Consider the following 17205-nt stretch of genomic DNA (forward strand, 5'->3'; position numbering starts at 1 on the left):
GTGGCTTCGATGACTGACTGCCGCTATCCGCCGCTGCCGCCGATCACGGCCCGCACGGTCTCGTCGGGTCCGAAATCCTCTGCGCCGTCGACGTAGAGCAGTGCGGCGAGTTTTGAGCGGGCGCGGTTCACGCGGCTCTTGATCGTGCCGACCGCGCAGCCGCAGATCGAGGCCGCGTCCTCATAGGAGAAGCCCGACGCGCCGACCAGGATCAACGCCTCACGCTGGTCCTGCGGAAGCTTGTCCAAAGCCGTGCGAAACTCCTCGAATTCGAGATGCGCGTTCTGCGAAGGCTGTGTCTTCAACGTTTTGGCGTAGTTGCCTTCGGCATCCTCGACCTCGCGCCGTCGCTTGCGATAGTCGGAGCGAAACAGGTTGCGCAGAATCGTGAACAGCCACGCCGGCAGGTTGGAGCCGGGCTGGAACGAGTCGATGTTGGCGAGCGCCCGCAGCAGCGTCTCCTGGACCAGATCGTCGGCCCGGTCCGCGTTGCCGCTGAGCGAGATGGCGAAGGCGCGCAGGCTGGGCACGGCCGCCAAGATGTCGTTACGCAGGGAGTCCGTGAGAGGCATTACTCCCTCCCATTGTTGTTGTCGTTGGATCCGCCCTCATTTTCCACGTGGGGTGTCGCCCCCGGCGCATCAAGCTTCTTGATCAGTTCTGCGAACCGGTCCGGAACCCCCTGTCGCACGACGTCGTCGTACATGGCGCGCAACTGATGCCCAATCCGGGATTGAATCTCCGGAGTGAGGCCTCCCTTGCCGGGGGTCGTGCTTCTGCTGGCTTGAGACTTGAGATCTTTCATGACCTGTTCCACGTTTCCCCGAGTTAAGTGACTGTAAAATCGAGATGTTTTCTCAACCGCGAGCCGTTCCCTGGATAGGCACAATTCCAGCTGTGCGAAAAAGTTCCCAGCCCGACGGAACTTTTCTTGAGCTGACGCGTAATCAGCCCAGCAGGGGGAACCCGGGCCCCCCGCGTGACGCCCTGACCTCAGGATTGGATCTCAAGGTTGGCCCGAAGACGAATGGAGTGGGGATGTCCCGTTCACAGCTTGTCGCTGAACACTTGCCGTTGTTGCGCCGGTACGCGCGCGCCCTGACGGGCAGCCAGGCGTCCGGCGACGCTTATGTCGCAGCCATGTTGGAAGCCATGCTGGGAGATCCGTCGGTGCTCGACGAGAGCCACGGACCGCGGGCGGGCCTGTTCCGGCTGTTCACCCAGATCTGGAATTCGGTTTCGGTGAACGACGATGCCGAGGTGACGACCCTGCCGATGCCGCCCGAGCGGCGGCTGTCGAACATCACGCCGCTGCCGCGGCAGGCCTTCCTGCTGCTGTCGCTGGAGGGATTTTCGGAAGAGGAGGTCGCCTTCATCCTCAGCACCGACGTTGCCGAGACGCGGCGGCTTGCGGATGCCGCAGGGCGCGAGATGGCGGCCGAGATCGCCACCGACGTGCTGATCATCGAGGACGAGACTTTCATTGCAATGGACCTCGAGAGCCTTGTGAAGAATCTCGGTCACAATGTCGTCGGCGTCGCGCGCACCCATGCCGACGCGGTGGCGCTCGCCAAGAACAAGCGACCCGGTCTGATCCTCGCCGACATTCAGCTCGCCGATGGCTCGTCGGGCCTGGACGCGGTCAACGAGCTGCTGCGCACCTTCGAGGTGCCGGTGGTGTTCATCACCGCCTACCCCGAGCGCTTCCTCACCGGCGAGCGTCCCGAGCCGGCGTTCCTGATCTCAAAGCCGTTCCAGCCCGCGATGGTATCGGCGGTCGCGAGCCAGGCGCTGTTCTTCCAGCGCAACTCGCGCAACCGCACGCCGAAGGCGCCGGCGGCTTAAGAAGGCCTGTATCGAACACGGGACGGCGCGTCGCAAGGCGCGCCGTTCTTATTATATGGCGGCTTATATGGCGGCGGAGCGTCGTCCTGCTCTGCCTCAGCAGCCGCGGCAGATGCTGCGAAGCATCGAGTTTAGCTTTGTATCATCCGGTCCTGGGGATTTCGCATTCAGCTTGGGCTGGCCCTCGATCCAGGTTTGAAGCAATTTCTCTCCTTCCGGTGACGGCGCCAGGTTTGGCTGCGTCCCGTCGAAAGCTATGAGGACGGTTATTCTCTGTAAATCGTCCTTCGCCTCGGTGGGCGGTTTCGGGAATGGCGCGGATCGCTCGACCATGGCCAGCGTCGCGGCGTCCAGCGGTGCGAAGCCCGTGCTTTCCACCAAAGCGCTTGAGATCAATTTGCCCGAGCGATCGACCACGAATGTCACGCCGGCATCGGCCCTTTGGCCGATCGCCTGCGGAGGAAATACCCTGTTGCGCCAGACGTGCTCGGTGACCGCTTTGCGCCACGCGGCCATAGCCTCGGACTCTGCGAGGCCGGAAGCCGGCGTGCTCAGCATCACCCCGTTCGTCGGCACCTGGAATTTCCGGCCGTTGAAGACAATCGGCACCGTAAAGGAGAACGTCTCGTCCTTCAGCTCCGAAGGCGGCTCGGGGAACGGTTGGGCGCGGGCGACGATCTCCAGCGCCACATCGTCGAGCAGTCGCGAGCCGGTGCTCGCCGCCAGTGCCCGCGAGACCAATTTGCCCGACCGGTCGATGACGAAGCCAACCTTGGCCTCACCGGTTTGCCCCAGTGCCTGGGCTGGAAATAACCTGCTCTTGGCGATGTGTGCTGACAGCCTCGCCTTCCAGGCCTGGGCATTCTCACTCTGCGTATACGTCTGCGCATCGGAAGGGAAAGCCGCAAGCAATCCGAGAAATGCGGCCAGCAAGGGGGATTTCATCTGCATCGTCGCGGATACTAATCGCCGTCCGGTTGATTGCAAGGCGTGTCGCACGCATCGCGCTCACTCCGTTGTGGGCAGCTGGAACGACCGCGATGCCCTGCCGCTTGACGGCGACCAAATTGCCCCCTTGATACGTCGGGCCGATGACATCCATTGCAGGCTCAAGCCGCCGGGAGAGACACGACCATGGATCAGCAACTCCTCGATCGCCTTGCCATTCGCGACCTCGTCGAGAACTGGGTGGTGTGGCGCGATGCTGGTGATTGGGAGCGGTTTGCCACCGTCTGGCACCAAGAGGGCTGGATGTCCGCCACCTGGTTTCAGGGACCGGCGCGGGATTTCATACGCGTCAGCCAGGAGGGGTTTGCCAAGGGCGTGCGCATCCTGCATTTCCTCGGTGGCACGAGCATCGATCTCGCCGGCGAGCGGGCCATCGCCCAGACCAAGATGACGATCTCGCAGCGCGCTCTGGTGCACGACGTGCTCTGCGACGTCGTCTGCACCGGGCGGTTCTACGATTTCCTGGAGAAGCGGCAGGACCAATCAGGTATTAGCAAATGGGGCATCGTCCGCCGCCAGCCGATCTATGAGAAGGACCGGATTGATCCGGTCGATCCTGCCGCGACGCTTCGCCTCGATCAGCAGGCGCTCGCTGCGCTGCCCGAAGGCTATCGCCACCTCGCCTATGCGCAGGAGCTGATCGGCTACAAGGTCAAGCGTGACATGCCGGGCCTGATCGGGCCTGAGGTCGAGAAGCTCTATGGCGAGGGGCGGGACTGGCTGACGGGGAAGGCCTAATAACTCGCACCAAGTGAGCTCCAGACAAAAGTAAGGCGCGACTGGCATCACCACAGTCGCGCCCTACGTCGCCGGCTTATGGGGCAGGGGGGAATAGCCGGCTGCTGAGACGACTCCCGACTGGCAGAGTCGTTCCACGGCTTGCGAAATATTTTGTCGGCCCTGCGGCATTTTTCGCACACGGTTAAGTGATCGTAACGGCCGAGAACCCCCGATCCTCTGCCGGCGTTGTTCCCGCGATCGCCATGGGGCGAGGGACCGTCAGCCATGTCACAGATTCAAAAGGTATTTTTGAGCGCCATCGCGATCGCCGCCTCGCTTGGCGCCGTGCAATTAGCCTCCGGCCACGATCTGGCTGACCGCTGGCAAGCGGTCGCCGCCAAGGCTGACAAGCCGGGCCACAACGTCAATCGCGCCGCGAAGGCGGACCGGCTCGGGGAGGTCCAGCCGGCAGCAGTTTCCACCCGCACGGTGTCGATGCGGTTGAACGACCTTCCCGATACGTCGGTGCTGCTGCGGGTCCCGGCGGTGATCGAGAGCGGCAACGCCAAGCCGCCCGTGCTGCTCCAGAACCAGAAGAAGCCTCGCACCAAGCCGACGATCGCCTGTGAGCCGATGGTCAGCTCCCTGACCGAGGTCGCAAGGCTGCTCCAGCCCGGCCGTTGCGTGACCTGATCCGCGCCCCCTTGTGATGGTGGCTGCGCCGGGGGGATGCTTCACATCCTCTTGATCCGCCGTTGCCTCGCGCTATATCCGGGTTCCTCCCTTTGTTTTGACCGGGTAAGCGCATGACGACGTCAGATACGGCTGTGCATACGCAGCCTTTCCAGGCCGAAGTTTCCGAACTGCTGCACCTGATGGTGCACTCCGTTTATTCGGAAACCGACATCTTCCTCCGCGAACTCATCTCCAATGCCTCCGATGCCTGCGACAAGCTGCGCTACGAGGCCATCGCAAGTCCCGCCCTGCTGGGTGAAGGCGACACGCTCAAGATCCGCATCATTCCGAACAAGACGGCCAAGACGCTCACGATCGCCGACAATGGCATCGGCATGGAGCGGCAGGAGCTGATCGACCACCTCGGCACCATCGCCCGTTCCGGCACCAAGGCGTTCGTGTCCAAGCTGAAAGAGGCCAAGGACGGGCTCGGCCTGATCGGCCAGTTCGGCGTTGGCTTCTATTCCGCCTTCATGGTCGCCGAGAAGATCGTCGTGATCAGCCGCCGCGCCGGGGAGAGCGACGTCTGGACGTGGACCTCCTCCGGCGGCTCCGGCTTCGAAATCGCCCGTGCCAGCGACGAGGAGGCGGCGCGCGTGACGCGCGGCACCGAGATCGTCCTGCATCTGAAGGACGATGCGAAAAGGTATCTCGAGACCTACGAGATCCAGCGCATCGTCACGGCCTATTCGGACAACATCCTGTTTCCGATCGAGCTCGTGCCGGAAGAAGGTGAGCCGCGCCAGATCAATTCGGCGAGCGCGCTGTGGCAGCGCGCGAAATCCGAGCTGACGGCAGACGATTACAAGAAGGCCTATCAGCAGATCGCCTCCGCCTTCGACGATCCCGCCATGACGCTGCATTACCGCGCGGAAGGGCGCTACTCCTACGCCGTGCTGCTGTTCGCGCCCTCGACCAAGCCGTTCGACCTGTTCGAGCCGAACCGCAAGGGGCGAGTGAAGCTCTACGTCCGGCGTGTCTTCATCACCGATGATGCCGATCTGTTGCCGGGCTACTTGCGCTTCATCCGCGGCGTGGTCGACAGCGAAGATCTCCCGCTCAATATTTCGCGCGAGATGCTCCAGAACAATCCGCAGCTCGCGCAGATCCGCAAAGCGGTGGCGACCCGCGTCGTATCCGAGCTCGAAAGCCTTGCCGAGAAGGATCCGGACAATTTTACCAAGATATGGGACGCCTTCGGCGCGGTATTGAAGGAAGGCATCTACGAGGATTTCGAGCGGCGCGAAAAGCTGCTCGCGCTGTCGCGCTTCACCACCACGTCGGGCGAGAAGCGGTCGCTGAAGCAGGTCGTCGCCGACTTCAAGCCGAACCAGACCGAGATCTATTATCTGGTCGGCGACAGCATCGAGCGGCTGAAATCCAACCCGCGGCTGGAAGCTGCGACCGCGCGCGGCATCGAGGTGCTGCTGCTGTCCGATCCTGTCGATGCCTTCTGGACCTCGATGCCATCGGAGTTCGAAGGCAAGCCGCTGAAGTCGCTGAGCCAGGGCGATCTCAATCTCGACCTGATCCCGCGTATCGACGACAAGGACGAGCCGAGGAAGGACGAGCCCGCCGCGGACGAAGCGGCCACCATCGCGGTCATCAAGGCCTCGCTCGGCGAGCGCGTCAGCGACGTCAAGGCCTCGACGCGGCTTACCAGCTCGGCCTCCTGCCTCGTCGCCGATAGCCAGGGCCCCAGCCGCGAGCTCGAGCGCATCCTGTCGCAGCAGAACCGCGGCATGAAGACCAAGCCGATCCTCGAAATCAATCTGCGCCATCCGCTGGTCACCGCGGTCACCAAGGCGCAAGCTGGCTCGAAGGTCGTCGACGATCTCAGCCTGCTCCTGCTCGAACAGGCGCAGATCCTGGACGGCGAATTGCCGGAAGACCCGGCGGCGTTCGCGGCAAGGCTGAACCGGCTGGTGTTACAGGGGCTCGGCGCGTAGCGCCGCAGCCCCAGCGTACTCACCTTGCCGTCATCTGTCCCTAGGAACAGTCGCCTCCGGCCTGCCGTTATGCCATAGCAGGCCGTCGGCATCAGCCGACACCGTCGATGTCGAGGATGTCTCCATGCGCTTGCCGATTTTGACCCTCATCGCGATTGCCACGCTGTTCGTTGCCGCCGATGCCAGCGCCCAGACCTACGATCCGCGCTACCCGGTATGTATGCACGTCTATACGCCCGGGGGCTTCACCGGTGGCGGTGGTGACTATTTCGACTGTTCCTTCACGTCGCTGCCGCAATGTCGCGCCACGGCATCGGGCCGCGCGGCCAGCTGCGATCTCAATCCTTATTACGCCTTCGATGAACCGCCGCCGCCGCGCCGGCGTCACAAGAAAGTGCATTAGCGATTCCGATGCGGCATAGCAGACTACCTTCCATGCGTTTCTCGTTCGGCCTGATCATGATTGCCGGCGCGCTGCTTCCGGCCGCGCCATCCCAGGCGCAGACCTTTGATCCGCGTTATCCCGTCTGCATGCACGTCTATTCCGGCGCGAACGGCGGTGGTGGGGAGTGGTACGACTGCTCCTTCACCTCGCTGCCGCAGTGTCGCGCCACGGCCGCCGGCCGTTCGGCGATCTGCGATCTCAATCCGTACTATCCGGTCCACGCGCCGCCGCGATCTCGCTTGCGGCGTAGCGGCGAGTGGCCCAACGGGTAATCGGCGCGCCTTGCGAGCAGACCCTCGCAAGGTCAATCCTTCCTGATTCCCGACAGCTCGACCACCTTGCGCCAGCGATCGGTTTCCGTCGCCAGCATGTTGCCGAACTCATGGGCATTGCCGTGCAGCGGGATCGCGCCGAGCTCGGCGACACGGGCCTTGATACCGGAATCAGACAGCGCGGCGTCGATCTCGCGATTGAGCAGATCGACGATCTCGCGCGGCGTGTCGCGCGGGGCGCCGACGCCGTAGAACGATGACGTCTCGTAGCCGGGCAGCGCGTCGGCGATCGACGGCACGTCGGGCAAGATTTCCGAGCGCTCGCGCGTGGTGATGCCGAGGGCGCGCAGCTTGCCGGCGCGCACCAGCTCGAAGGACGAGGAGACATTGTCGAACATGCCCTGGATCTGCCCGCTCATCACATCGGTCAGGCCCGGCGCCGAGCCGCGATAGGGGACGTGGGTGAACTGCACGCCGGCCAGCGACTTGAACAATTCGCCGGAGAGGTGCAGCGAGGTGCCGATGCCCGAGGAGGCGATCGATATCTTGCCGGGATTGGCCTTGGCGTAGGCGATGAAGTCGGCGACGGTCTTCACCGGCAGGTCGTTGTTGACGACCAGCACCAGCGGTATCCGCGCAACGCCGGCGACCGGTGCGATGCCCTTGGCGAAATCATAGGGCAACGCCGGATCGAACGAGGCGTTGATCGCGTTCGCGGTCGAGGTCAGCAGCAGCGTGTAGCCGTCGGGTGCGGAAGAGATGACCGCCTGCGTCCCGATATTGCTGCCGGCGCCGGGCTTGTTCTCGACGACGAAGGTCTGGCCGAGCCGGTCGGACAGCCGCTGGCAGAGCAGCCGAGACAGCAGGTCGGTCGCGCCACCGGGCGCATAGGGCACCACCCATTTCACACTGCGCGCGGGATAGGACGGATTGTCGAGAGCAAAGGCACGCGGCGCGGCGAGCGCGGCTGCGGTGCAGGCGGCGGTTTGAAGGAAATGTCGTCTGGTGATCATCTGTCTTGCCTCAACAAGAAACTGAAGCCACGCGCTCTTCTTCCTTCGCTCCTTGCGGGAGAAGGTGGCGCGAAGCGCCGGATGAGGGTTGTCGCCAATGGCGAGATGGCCCGTGAGGAGAGAGACCCTCACCCGTCGCGCTGCGCGCGCCACTCTCTTCCAGGGGAGAGGGTAAGAGTGCCCGCTCGGCATCGCTGCTATCGCAAGAATTGTGCAGCCGCGCACGCCGATCCGATCGACTTGGTAAAGGATGGCTAGAGTTAATCGCACACTAACGGAGTTTTACCTTGTCCCTTAACACCTGGGCAGGGCGGGCGGGCTAAGTTGCCGGAAACCAGCAGACGGTCCGCAAGAGTGAACAACATGACCACCGGCGTCATCGAGCAGCCGAAAGCGGCGCGCACGTCCTCGGCTTCTAAGATCTGGCTGAAGGCGATCGAGCTGACAGCCCGGATCGAGACGCTGCCAGGCCGGCTGTTCGCCGATGTCGTCGAGGATTGGGCGGTCCGCCAGCCTGATCGCATCGCGCTGGTCACCGATGACGCGGCGCTCGACTATGAAGGCTTGTCGAAGCGCATCAACCGCTATGCGCGCTGGGCGCGCTCTGTCGGCGTGGCCAAGGGCGATACCGTTGCGCTGATCATGGCGAACGGCATCGACTATGTTGCCGCCTGGCTCGGCATCAGCCGGATCGGCGGTGTGGTTGCGCTGATCAACACGAAGCTTGTCGGCCAATCGCTCGCGCATTGCCTCAATCTCGCAAAGCCGGCGCACATCGTCGTCGCGCACGATCTCGTGGTGGTGCTGGAGAGCGCAACGCCGTATATGAGGACGCAGCCCAAGGTTTGGACCCACGGCAATGCTCGTGGTGAACGCGCGATCGATGCCGCGCTTGCTGTCCTCGACGATGGCCCGCTCTCGCCGGAGGAACACGGCAAGGTCAGCATCAACGACCGTGCGCTGCTGATCTACACCTCAGGTACCACCGGTCTGCCGAAAGCGGCCAGCATCAGCCATCGCCGCATCCTCAATTGGGGCTTCTGGTTCGCCGGCCTCACGGGCGCGACGCCGCAGGATCGGCTCTACGATTGTCTGCCGCTATTCCATTCGGTCGGCGGCATCGTCGCGCCATGCAGCATGCTGGCCGCCGGCGGCTCGGTGGTGATTGCGGAAAAATTCTCGGCTTCGAACTTCTGGCCTGACGTCGTACGGCATGACTGCACGCTGTTCCAGTATATCGGCGAGCTCTGCCGCTACCTGCTGAAGGCGGCGCCGTCGGAATACGAGAATCAGCACCGCCTGCGGCTCGTCTGCGGCAACGGCCTGCGCGGCGACATCTGGGAGGATTTCCAGGCGCGCTTTTCCATTCCGCGCGTCCTCGAATTCTACGCGGCGACGGAAGGCAATTTCTCGCTGTTCAACGTCGAGGGACAGCCTGGCGCGATCGGGCGCGTCCCGCCGCTGCTCGCGCACCGCTTCCCGGCCAGTCTCGTCAAGCTCGATCCCGACAGCGGCGCGCCTCTACGCAATGACGAGGGCTTCTGCATCGCCTGCGCTCGCGGCGAGCCCGGCGAGGCCATCGGCCGCATCGGAACCGCGGACGAGGGCGGCGGCCGCTTCGAGGGCTACACTGATGCCGGTGAGACCGAGAAGAAGATTCTGCGCGACGTCTTCGCCAAGGGCGATGCCTGGTTCCGCACTGGCGATCTGATGCGGATCGATGACAAGGGCTTTTTCCATTTCGTCGATCGCATCGGCGACACCTTCCGCTGGAAGGGCGAAAATGTCGCGACCTCGGAAGTCAACGATGCCGTGCGCGACTTCGCCGGCGTGATCGACGCCACCACCTATGGCGTCAGCATTCCCGGAGCGGATGGCCGTGCCGGCATGAGCGCGCTCGTCGTGAACGACGGCTTTGACATTTCCGCACTGCCCGTCCATCTCGCGCAGCGGCTGCCGGCCTATGCCCGTCCCGTCTTCATCCGTATCTCCAGCGAAATCGATGCGACCGAGACCTTCAAGCAGAAGAAGGGCGAGCTCGCGCGGGAGGGATTCGACCCCGGCGCGATAAGCGATCCGCTATTCATGCTCGATCCGAAGTCGGGGGCCTACGTCACGCTCGATTCAGAGGGATTTACGAAGATTATTGAGGGGGTGGTTCGGGTATAGCGCGCGGAAATCCGCAGATAGGTCCAATTTTATCTGAATTGTCCAAGAAGCCATTTACTTGTGTCAGGTAAACAGACGGCCATGGGAGGCGGTCATCAAGAGCCGCCGCAACACGAACGATAACGAAAAGCGAGCCAGCCATGTCGGTAAGGTCTAAGGTCATTGAAGCGATCCAGCAGATCGCCAAGGAGCAGAACGTCACGCTTCCGGAGCTGTCGGACGATCTGTCGCTGCACGAGACGGGCTTCGATTCGCTCGCCTTCGCGATTCTCGTGGCGCGGCTCGAGGACGAGATCGGCGTCGACCCCTTCACCATTTCCGAGGACGCCGCGTTTCCCGCCACGGTGGGCGATTTCGTGCGAGCCTACGCAAATGTCCCCGCGTGAGATCTTTGCGCTCCGCGACCATCTCGGCGCGGAGCTGAAAGGCCGCACGATCTCCGATGCGCACGATGTCGTGTCGCTGACCGACATCCTGTCGCACACGGTCCTGGGCGGCCGGCTGCGCGAGCTGTCGGGCCGTGCCGTGCTGCTCAAGCTGTCAGACCAGCTCCGGTCGGGCCTTGCCATGATCGAGCTCGACGGCATCGCCCGCCGCATGCTGCTGTGCCCGCCGGATCTCAATCCGGCGCATCTCGATGCCTTGATCGCGGATGCCGGGATCGATGCGGTCGTCACCGATGAGCCCGACCGCTGGGCGGACACCTGCGTGCCGCTGGTCGTCGTCGCGCGATTGCCGCTTCAAGTCATCGCGCCGGCCAAGTCCGAGCGCGCGACCGAATGGCTGATGCTCACCTCGGGCACCTCAGGCGTGCCAAAGATCGTCGGCCATACGCTGGAAGCCTTGACCGGGGCGATCGTCGCTGAAGGCCCTGCACGTGGTCAGGCGCCGGTCTGGGCGACGTTTTACGACATTCGCCGCTATGGCGGCCTGCAGATATTCCTCCGCGCCGTTCTTTCCGGCGGCTCGATGGTGCTGTCCGATCCGCATGAATCGCTCGCCGATCACGTCGCGCGGCTGAAGGCGCGCGGCGTCTCGCACATCTCCGGTACGCCCTCGCATTGGCGCAAGCTCTTGATGAGCGGTTCGGCGGCGCAATTCGCCCCGGCTTACGTCCGTCTCTCCGGCGAAATCGCAGACCAGGCGGTGCTGGACGGTTTGAAGGCGGCGTTCCCCAATGCCTCCGTCGGCCATGCCTATGCCTCAACCGAGGCCGGCGTCGGCTTCGCCGTGAATGACGGGCTGGAAGGCTTTCCGGCCGATTATCTCGGCAACCGCAACGGCGTCGAGATGAAGGTCACCGACGCCTCGCTGCGAATCCGCTCGGCGCGCACCGCGCATGCCTATGTTGGCCGCAATGCGGCGGCGCTCACCGATGCCGACGGCTTCGTCGACAGCGGCGACATCGTCGAGCTGCGCGGCGACCGCTATTATTTCGTCGGCCGTCGCGGCGGCATCATCAATATCGGCGGGCTGAAGGTCCACCCCGAGGAGATCGAGGCGGTAATCAACCGCCATCCCGACGTGCGGATGTCGCGGGCCAAATCCCGCCGCAGCCCGATCACCGGCGGCATCGTCGTCGCCGACGTAATCCTCACTGAGGGCACCGATCAGGCACGCGCGAAGGAGATCCGCGACCAGATCCTGGAGCATTGCCGCGCCCAGCTCGCGTCCCACAAGGTGCCGGCGGTGATCCGCTTCGTCGAGGCACTCGACGTCACCCCGGCCGGAAAACTGGCGCGCACCGATGTATAATGTTCTCGTCACCGGTGGCAGCCGCGGCATTGGGCTAGCGATTGCGAGGCGCCTCGTTGGTGCAGGCTTCAACGTGATCGCGGCCGCACGGCGCGAGAGCGACGAGCTCAAGGCGGCCATCGCCGGGTCCGAGGAGCGTCTGCACTTCCGCGCCTGCGATCTTGCCGTGATCGATGCGATCCCGGCCTTTGCAAAGCTGGTGCGCGACGAATTCGGCCCGATCTACGGCCTCGTCAACAATGCCGGCCTCGGCACCGAAGGCCTGCTCGCCACCATGCGCAATTCCGAGATTGCGGCGCTGGTGCAACTCAACGTGCTGTCGCCGATCATCCTCACCAAATATGTCGCGCGGCAGATGATGGCCGATGGCGCCGGCCGCATCGTCAACATCTCCTCGATCATCGCGACCACGGGCTACAACGGGCTCTCGGTCTACGGCGCGACCAAGGCGGCCGCCACCGGCTTCACCCGCTCGCTCGCGCGCGAGGTCGGCAAGCTCGGCATCACCGTGAATGCGATCGCTCCGGGCTTCATCGACACGGAGCTCACCCACAATCTCTCCGACGAGGGCCGCAAGCGCATCGCCGGCCGCAGCGCGCTGCGCCGCCTCCCGGAGACGGACGACGTCGCGCGCATGGTGGAATATCTGCTGGGCGAAGGCGGCCGCAATGTCACCGGGACGGTGTTCACCGTCGACGCGGGGAACACGGCGTAAGCGGAACTCTGCCGTCATGATCGCATTTGATCCGGCAATGACATTCAGCCGGATTTGGTCGTAAGATGCCCCGCAATCGATTGGGTTACGTCAATCGATCTGCCCTAATCGACAGGGAGCAGTCCATGGCCACGCCAAACATGACGGCTTCAAATCAGGGCCACACGGAGCAATCCCGTGCGAACCCCGACGATGTCCACTGCACGCCGATGTCGCATCAGAATTCCGGTGGCCATGGACATGAAATGTACCCACAGCAATTCGTCCGCCTGATCGGCTGCCATGATGCGTCTCTCGACGCCTTGCGCAAGCGTCAAGACGAGAAGCTGCACTAACCCGCTCACGTCCGCCGCTTGGGCAAGTCCTTCGGCAGGTCAATTCGTTCGTGCGAAAATTCCGGCGGTCCTTCGGTAAGGCGGCGGAGGCGGCGCTCGCGTTCGTGCGCCGGCAATGCGGGACGACACGATTCGATCTCGTGCGTTGCGATCTCTTCGATCCTGGTGGCGTCCGATGCGATCGGATGTGCCGACGCGAGGACCGGGGGCGCGATCCTCAGGCCTGGCTCGATCAGCTTGCAGATCGCATCCGAGCGGGTCAGGTGGTGCGCTTCGGTGAGTCCTTGTTGCCGAAATCGGACACCTCGATCATCCCGTGCGAGCCGACCAACGATAGCCGCTCTCCTCCGCCGGCCGTTTGATGCCGATCAATGATCCCGCCGCGGCATTGCAGCGCGGCCGCATCTTGTTGTCCGGGGCCGTTTCGGCCAATGATTGAGACGGGGCGCCCAGCGAACCCGGATCGATCATCCCACGTATTTATTTTACATCCCAACCATCCGGCATTCCCGATGACCTCAGGCGAATCCTTCTATGGCGGCATTCCCGTCTTCCGGGGCTTCACCAGCCTGATGGATCCTGCGCTCTATTCGCCGCTGCCGGACGACTGGAGCATCGGTGTTGCCGACATCGTCGATTCGACCAAGGCGATCGCGGCGCAACGGTACAAGGCGGTGAATATGGCCGGCGCGGCGGTGATCGCGGCGGTGACCAACGCGCTGGGAGGGCGCGAATTCCCCTTCGTGTTCGGCGGCGACGGCGCGAGCTTCGCGGTCGCGCCGGACGATATCGAACTTGCTCGCGAGGCACTGGCTGCGACCGCGACCTGGGTGCGGGAAGATCTCGATCTGACCATGCGCGTCGCACTGGTGCCGGTCGGCGTCATTCGCGCTCAAGGCCTTGACGTGCGCGTCGCCCGGTTCGGGCCGTCGGCAAACCTGTCCTATGCGATGTTCTCAGGCGGCGGGCTTGCCTGGGCCGATGCCGCGATGAAGCGCGGCGAGTTTGCGGTCACGGAGGCGCCCGCCGGCACGCAACCGGACCTCTCCGGACTATCGTGCCGGTTCGAGGTGATGCCGGCTGCGCGCGGCCTGATCCTGTCGGTGCTGGTGATGCCGGTGCGCGGCGTCGATCCGCACGCCTTCCGCAAGGTGATCGAGGACATCATCCATCTCGTCGAGCGTAGTCCGGAGGGCGGCCGCCCGGTGCCTCCGCAGGGGCCGCCGCTGAAATGGCCGCCGCAGGGGCTCGAGCTCGAAGCCCGCACCAAACGCGGCGGTCCGCTGCTCGCGCGCAGAGCCAGTGTGCTGGCCTATACGCTGTTCGCCTATCTGATCATGCGCTTCGACATCAAGATCGGCGGTTTCGTGCCGAGCCTCTACAAACGCCAGGTCGTCGAGAACTCGGACTTCCGCAAATATGACGACGGTCTGCGCATGATTCTCGACTGCACTCCGCAGCTCGAGCGCGCGCTGAGCGATCGCCTCGCGGCCGCCGCGCGCGACGGCATCGTGCGCTACGGCATCCATCAGCAGGATGCCGCGATGATGACCTGCTTCACGCCCTCGGCGCTGCGCAGCGACCATGTGCACTTCATCGACGGCGCGCAGGGCGGCTATGCCTCGGCGGCGACCGCGTTGAAGGCGATGACGGCAGCAAATTAGCGCCCCGCGCGGGTCCAGGTTTCACCGCCGCAGAGCGCGCCGACGCAGCCTTCGACCCGCAGCGAATCCGCGCCAGTCAGGCTGATACTGCTCGCATAGGTGCTGCCGTCATCGGCATTGTAGATCTGGCCCGCCCATTTGTTCGGTCCTGCGGGCTCCATGCCGCTGAACAACGGCAAGCCGATCATCGGACGCTTGGCGAGTCCGGGATTGGGATTCTTGCTGTCGGTGGCCGGCTGGCCGGTTGAGGTGTCATAGGGCTCGCGCAGCCACACGATATGGCCGCAGATGCCGCTGCCGCATTTGCTGATCTTGACGCGGGCATCACCCGCCTGGGTCAGCCAGGTCCCGTCGGCGCTCTGCGCGTGGGCAGCAGTCGTGCAGAACAGCGCGGCGAGGAGGACGATGAATGCAGCGAATCTGGACGTCATGGAAAGGCCCCGGAATGGAGCGCCTCCATAGCAGCCCGGCAGGATAGTGCAACGCTGGATGGAATCACTTTCCTGCGTCTATATACCCGCATTGATCTACCTGCGATCATTTGCCCCAGCGCACGAAGGCGACCGAGGCTGCGGTCGACAGCCCGAACACGACCATGGCGCCGCCGACTAGCGCGAACAGGGTCCAGGCCGGCGCCTGCGCCGTCATCAGGCCGGCGCCGCCGATCGCGACGATGAGAAGCCGGGCGGTGGACGCGAGCACGGGGCCGCCGACGCGTGCGGCGCCTTGCGAGGAGAAGTACAGCGACACGCCCATGCCGAAGAACACGAACGCCGGACCTGCCCAGTGGAAATAGCTGTGCGCGGCGGCGGTGACGCCGGGATCCCGCGTGAACAGCGCGACCCACAGCGACGGAGCAAGTGCGACGGCGAGGCCGATCAGGCCGACCGTGAGTCCGGAGGCCGCGGCGGCCGTCCAGGCCACATGCCGCGCGCGCGTCATATGTCCGGCGCCGATCGCCATACCGACCATCGGCACCGAGGCGATGCCGAAGGCGAAGGTGATCGGGATCAGCAAGAACTCCAGCCGCGATCCGATGCCGTAGCCTGCCAGCATCTCGGTGCCGAAGGTCGCGAGGATCTTCGTGAAGATCAGAATGGTGAGCACGGTCTGGAGCGGCGACAGGCAGGCCACCGCGCCGACCTTGAGAATGTCCAGGAACATCGCGCGTTCGAAATGGAAGGCGCGAAAATCGAGCTGCAATCGGCTGCGGCCGGACAAGAGATACCAGAGGAAGAAGATCGCGGCGCAGCTGAACGCGATCAGCTGGCCGCTCGCCACGCCCGGCATGCCGAATTGCGGCACGCCGAACAGGCCGAGCCCCAGCGTACCGCCAAGCGCGATCTGGAGCACGCTCGCCCCGATCAGCGTCATCGAGGGCAGGCGCATGTCGCCGGTGCCGCGGATCACCGAGGCCAGTGTATTGACGAGCCAGATCGCGACCGCGCCGGAGAACAACACCTGCGAATAGCCGCAGGCTTCCTCCAGCACGCGCTCGCGGCCGCCGAGCAGTGCGAAGAAGGAGCGGCCGAAGACGAGCATCATCACCGTGAAGAACAGCCCGCCACAGAGGCCGATGATGGCGGCATGCAGCGCCAGCGTCGCGGCGCGGTCGTGATTCCCCCCACCGAGCGCGCGGCTGATCGCCGACGATACGCCGCCGCCCATCGCGCCCGCACTCATCATCTGCGTCAGCATCGCAAACGGAAACACCAGCGCGATCGCGGCGAGCGGAATGGTGCCGAGCCGGCCGATATAGGAGGTCTCAGCAACGGCAACGAGCGTGCTGCCGACCATCGCGATCATGTTGGGGATCGCGAGCCGCAGCAGCGTCGGCAGGATCGGCGCGGTCAGAAGGCCGGCAATGGGTGAGACGACCGGCGCAACCGGCGGGACGGCATCTGCGGGGGCGTCGATCGTCATGTTCACCGCGCGGAAAATTAAATGATGATCAACATATTATAAGAGAATGAGGCGCCGGCGCAGCCCTGGCTCACGCAGGGCTCACCACGGCAGGCCGCATAGGTCGATGGTGCCCAGCGTCGGCGCGCGGACGATGTGGAAGACGTAAGGAGCCATGTAGGTGAACCGGATCCGCCCCTCCGGCTGCTCGCAATAGACCTCGCCGTTGAAGGGCAGCCAGCTCCGGGCCGCGTAGAAGGCGGCGTTGTGCGGCTCGCAGAACAGCAGGGCGAAACGGACCGCCTCGTTGGCGCGGATCGTATGTACCGCTGCCTCGAGAGCCGTGGTTGCATAGCCGCGGCCGCGCTGGTCTTCCCGCGTACAGACGCCGCCGATGCCGCCGATGTGAACCTTCTGTCCGTTCCAGGTGACGGTGCGGAAGTAGATGCCGACATGGCAGACGAGACCATCCTCGGGCGTCTCGATCAGCACGCGAAGGTCGGCATTGGCCCATTTGACGTGGCTCCAGGCCGGCTTCTCCGCTGCGTCCTGACCCCAGACCGCGCTGAGCAGCGGCTTTGCGATCGGCCACGACGCGTCGCCGTTCAAAATGTCGATCTCGATGCTCATGTCGTCCTTCACAGCTCTGCTTCGCGGCGCGTTTGTTCTGTCTTAAGC

General features: G+C 64.3%; 19 protein-coding genes and 1 pseudogene. 12 read left to right on the top strand and 8 right to left on the bottom strand.

Features of this window, described 5'->3' with window-relative positions; all coding sequences use genetic code 11:
* Positions 1–23: 23 nt before the first annotated feature.
* A complete protein-coding gene (locus tag BRAD3257_RS04435; RefSeq protein ID WP_018316216.1) occupies positions 24–572 on the bottom strand; it encodes a sigma-70 family RNA polymerase sigma factor in 549 nt (182 codons plus the stop codon).
* The gene (locus tag BRAD3257_RS04440) at positions 572–805 is read right to left on the bottom strand and encodes a NepR family anti-sigma factor (protein WP_162500100.1); all 234 of its coding nucleotides are present in this window, start codon (positions 803–805) and stop codon (positions 572–574) included. The genes BRAD3257_RS04435 and BRAD3257_RS04440 overlap by 1 nt, the downstream gene beginning before the upstream one ends.
* 233 nt (positions 806–1038) lie before the next feature.
* Between BRAD3257_RS04440 and BRAD3257_RS04445 the strand changes: the two genes are divergently transcribed.
* Complete coding sequence (locus BRAD3257_RS04445) at positions 1039–1845, top strand: response regulator (protein WP_122400825.1); 807 nt, start codon at positions 1039–1041, stop codon at positions 1843–1845.
* A 96-nt stretch (positions 1846–1941) separates the two neighbouring features.
* Here BRAD3257_RS04445 and BRAD3257_RS04450 read toward each other — a convergent pair whose 3' ends face one another.
* Positions 1942–2796, bottom strand: coding sequence for an energy transducer TonB family protein (locus tag BRAD3257_RS04450; protein WP_122400826.1), 855 nt, complete (start codon positions 2794–2796; stop codon positions 1942–1944).
* A 183-nt stretch (positions 2797–2979) separates the two neighbouring features.
* Here BRAD3257_RS04450 and BRAD3257_RS04455 point away from each other — a divergent pair, with 183 nt between their 5' ends.
* The 5 genes from BRAD3257_RS04455 to BRAD3257_RS04475 all read left to right on the top strand — a co-directional run bounded on the left by BRAD3257_RS04455 (position 2980) and on the right by BRAD3257_RS04475 (position 6974).
* The gene (locus BRAD3257_RS04455) at positions 2980–3591 is read left to right on the top strand and encodes a nuclear transport factor 2 family protein (RefSeq protein WP_122400827.1); all 612 of its coding nucleotides are present in this window, start codon (positions 2980–2982) and stop codon (positions 3589–3591) included.
* A 267-nt stretch (positions 3592–3858) separates the two neighbouring features.
* Positions 3859–4266: a hypothetical protein gene (locus BRAD3257_RS04460; protein WP_122400828.1), complete on the top strand. Its 408-nt coding sequence runs from the start codon at positions 3859–3861 to the stop codon at positions 4264–4266.
* A 113-nt stretch (positions 4267–4379) separates the two neighbouring features.
* Positions 4380–6257 carry a molecular chaperone HtpG gene (htpG, locus tag BRAD3257_RS04465; protein ID WP_122400829.1) on the top strand — a complete coding sequence of 626 codons (1878 nt, stop codon included), beginning with the start codon at positions 4380–4382 and terminating at the stop codon, positions 6255–6257.
* Between the two features lie 124 nt (positions 6258–6381).
* A complete protein-coding gene (locus BRAD3257_RS04470; RefSeq protein ID WP_122400830.1) occupies positions 6382–6660 on the top strand; it encodes a DUF3551 domain-containing protein in 279 nt (92 codons plus the stop codon).
* Between the two features lie 32 nt (positions 6661–6692).
* Positions 6693–6974, top strand: a complete 282-nt coding sequence (locus tag BRAD3257_RS04475) for a DUF3551 domain-containing protein (protein WP_122400831.1) — start codon at positions 6693–6695, stop codon at positions 6972–6974.
* Positions 6975–7006: 32 nt separating this feature from the next.
* Here BRAD3257_RS04475 and BRAD3257_RS04480 read toward each other — a convergent pair whose 3' ends face one another.
* The gene (locus BRAD3257_RS04480; protein WP_122400832.1) at positions 7007–7987 is read right to left on the bottom strand and encodes a Bug family tripartite tricarboxylate transporter substrate binding protein; all 981 of its coding nucleotides are present in this window, start codon (positions 7985–7987) and stop codon (positions 7007–7009) included.
* Positions 7988–8341: 354 nt separating this feature from the next.
* Between BRAD3257_RS04480 and BRAD3257_RS04485 the strand changes: the two genes are divergently transcribed.
* The 5 genes from BRAD3257_RS04485 to BRAD3257_RS04505 all read left to right on the top strand — a co-directional run bounded on the left by BRAD3257_RS04485 (position 8342) and on the right by BRAD3257_RS04505 (position 12961).
* Positions 8342–10156 carry a long-chain-acyl-CoA synthetase gene (locus tag BRAD3257_RS04485; protein WP_122400833.1) on the top strand — a complete coding sequence of 605 codons (1815 nt, stop codon included), beginning with the start codon at positions 8342–8344 and terminating at the stop codon, positions 10154–10156.
* A 140-nt stretch (positions 10157–10296) separates the two neighbouring features.
* The gene (locus BRAD3257_RS04490) at positions 10297–10542 is read left to right on the top strand and encodes an acyl carrier protein (protein WP_122400834.1); all 246 of its coding nucleotides are present in this window, start codon (positions 10297–10299) and stop codon (positions 10540–10542) included.
* On the top strand, positions 10529–11911 hold the full coding sequence (locus BRAD3257_RS04495; RefSeq protein ID WP_162500101.1) for a class I adenylate-forming enzyme family protein: 1383 nt from the start codon (positions 10529–10531) through the stop codon (positions 11909–11911). Before BRAD3257_RS04490 ends, BRAD3257_RS04495 begins: the two co-directional genes overlap by 14 nt.
* Positions 11904–12626, top strand: a complete 723-nt coding sequence (locus BRAD3257_RS04500) for an SDR family NAD(P)-dependent oxidoreductase (protein WP_122400835.1) — start codon at positions 11904–11906, stop codon at positions 12624–12626. Before BRAD3257_RS04495 ends, BRAD3257_RS04500 begins: the two co-directional genes overlap by 8 nt.
* 125 nt (positions 12627–12751) lie before the next feature.
* Entirely contained in the window at positions 12752–12961 is a 210-nt protein-coding gene (locus tag BRAD3257_RS04505) for a hypothetical protein (RefSeq protein ID WP_122406371.1), read from the top strand.
* 5 nt (positions 12962–12966) lie between these two features.
* Here BRAD3257_RS04505 and BRAD3257_RS42125 read toward each other — a convergent pair.
* Positions 12967–13236: pseudogene (locus tag BRAD3257_RS42125) on the bottom strand (hypothetical protein); the annotation flags it as partial.
* Positions 13237–13473: 237 nt separating this feature from the next.
* On the opposite strand from BRAD3257_RS42125, the gene BRAD3257_RS04520 reads away from it, so the two are divergent.
* Positions 13474–14625, top strand: a complete 1152-nt coding sequence (locus BRAD3257_RS04520) for a DUF3095 domain-containing protein (protein ID WP_122400836.1) — start codon at positions 13474–13476, stop codon at positions 14623–14625.
* Here BRAD3257_RS04520 and BRAD3257_RS04525 read toward each other — a convergent pair.
* The 3 genes from BRAD3257_RS04525 to BRAD3257_RS04535 all read right to left on the bottom strand — a co-directional run bounded on the left by BRAD3257_RS04525 (position 14622) and on the right by BRAD3257_RS04535 (position 17157).
* On the bottom strand, positions 14622–15056 hold the full coding sequence (locus tag BRAD3257_RS04525) for a DUF2147 domain-containing protein (RefSeq protein WP_122400837.1): 435 nt from the start codon (positions 15054–15056) through the stop codon (positions 14622–14624). The genes BRAD3257_RS04520 and BRAD3257_RS04525 overlap by 4 nt on opposite strands.
* Before the next feature lie 106 nt (positions 15057–15162).
* Entirely contained in the window at positions 15163–16548 is a 1386-nt protein-coding gene (locus tag BRAD3257_RS04530; protein WP_162500102.1) for an MATE family efflux transporter, read from the bottom strand.
* 81 nt (positions 16549–16629) lie between these two features.
* Positions 16630–17157 carry a GNAT family N-acetyltransferase gene (locus BRAD3257_RS04535; protein ID WP_122406372.1) on the bottom strand — a complete coding sequence of 176 codons (528 nt, stop codon included), beginning with the start codon at positions 17155–17157 and terminating at the stop codon, positions 16630–16632.
* Between the last annotated feature and the right edge of the window lie 48 nt (positions 17158–17205).

Source organism: Bradyrhizobium vignae, assembly GCF_900324035.1.
In the GTDB taxonomy this organism is placed as follows: domain Bacteria; phylum Pseudomonadota; class Alphaproteobacteria; order Rhizobiales; family Xanthobacteraceae; genus Bradyrhizobium; species Bradyrhizobium vignae.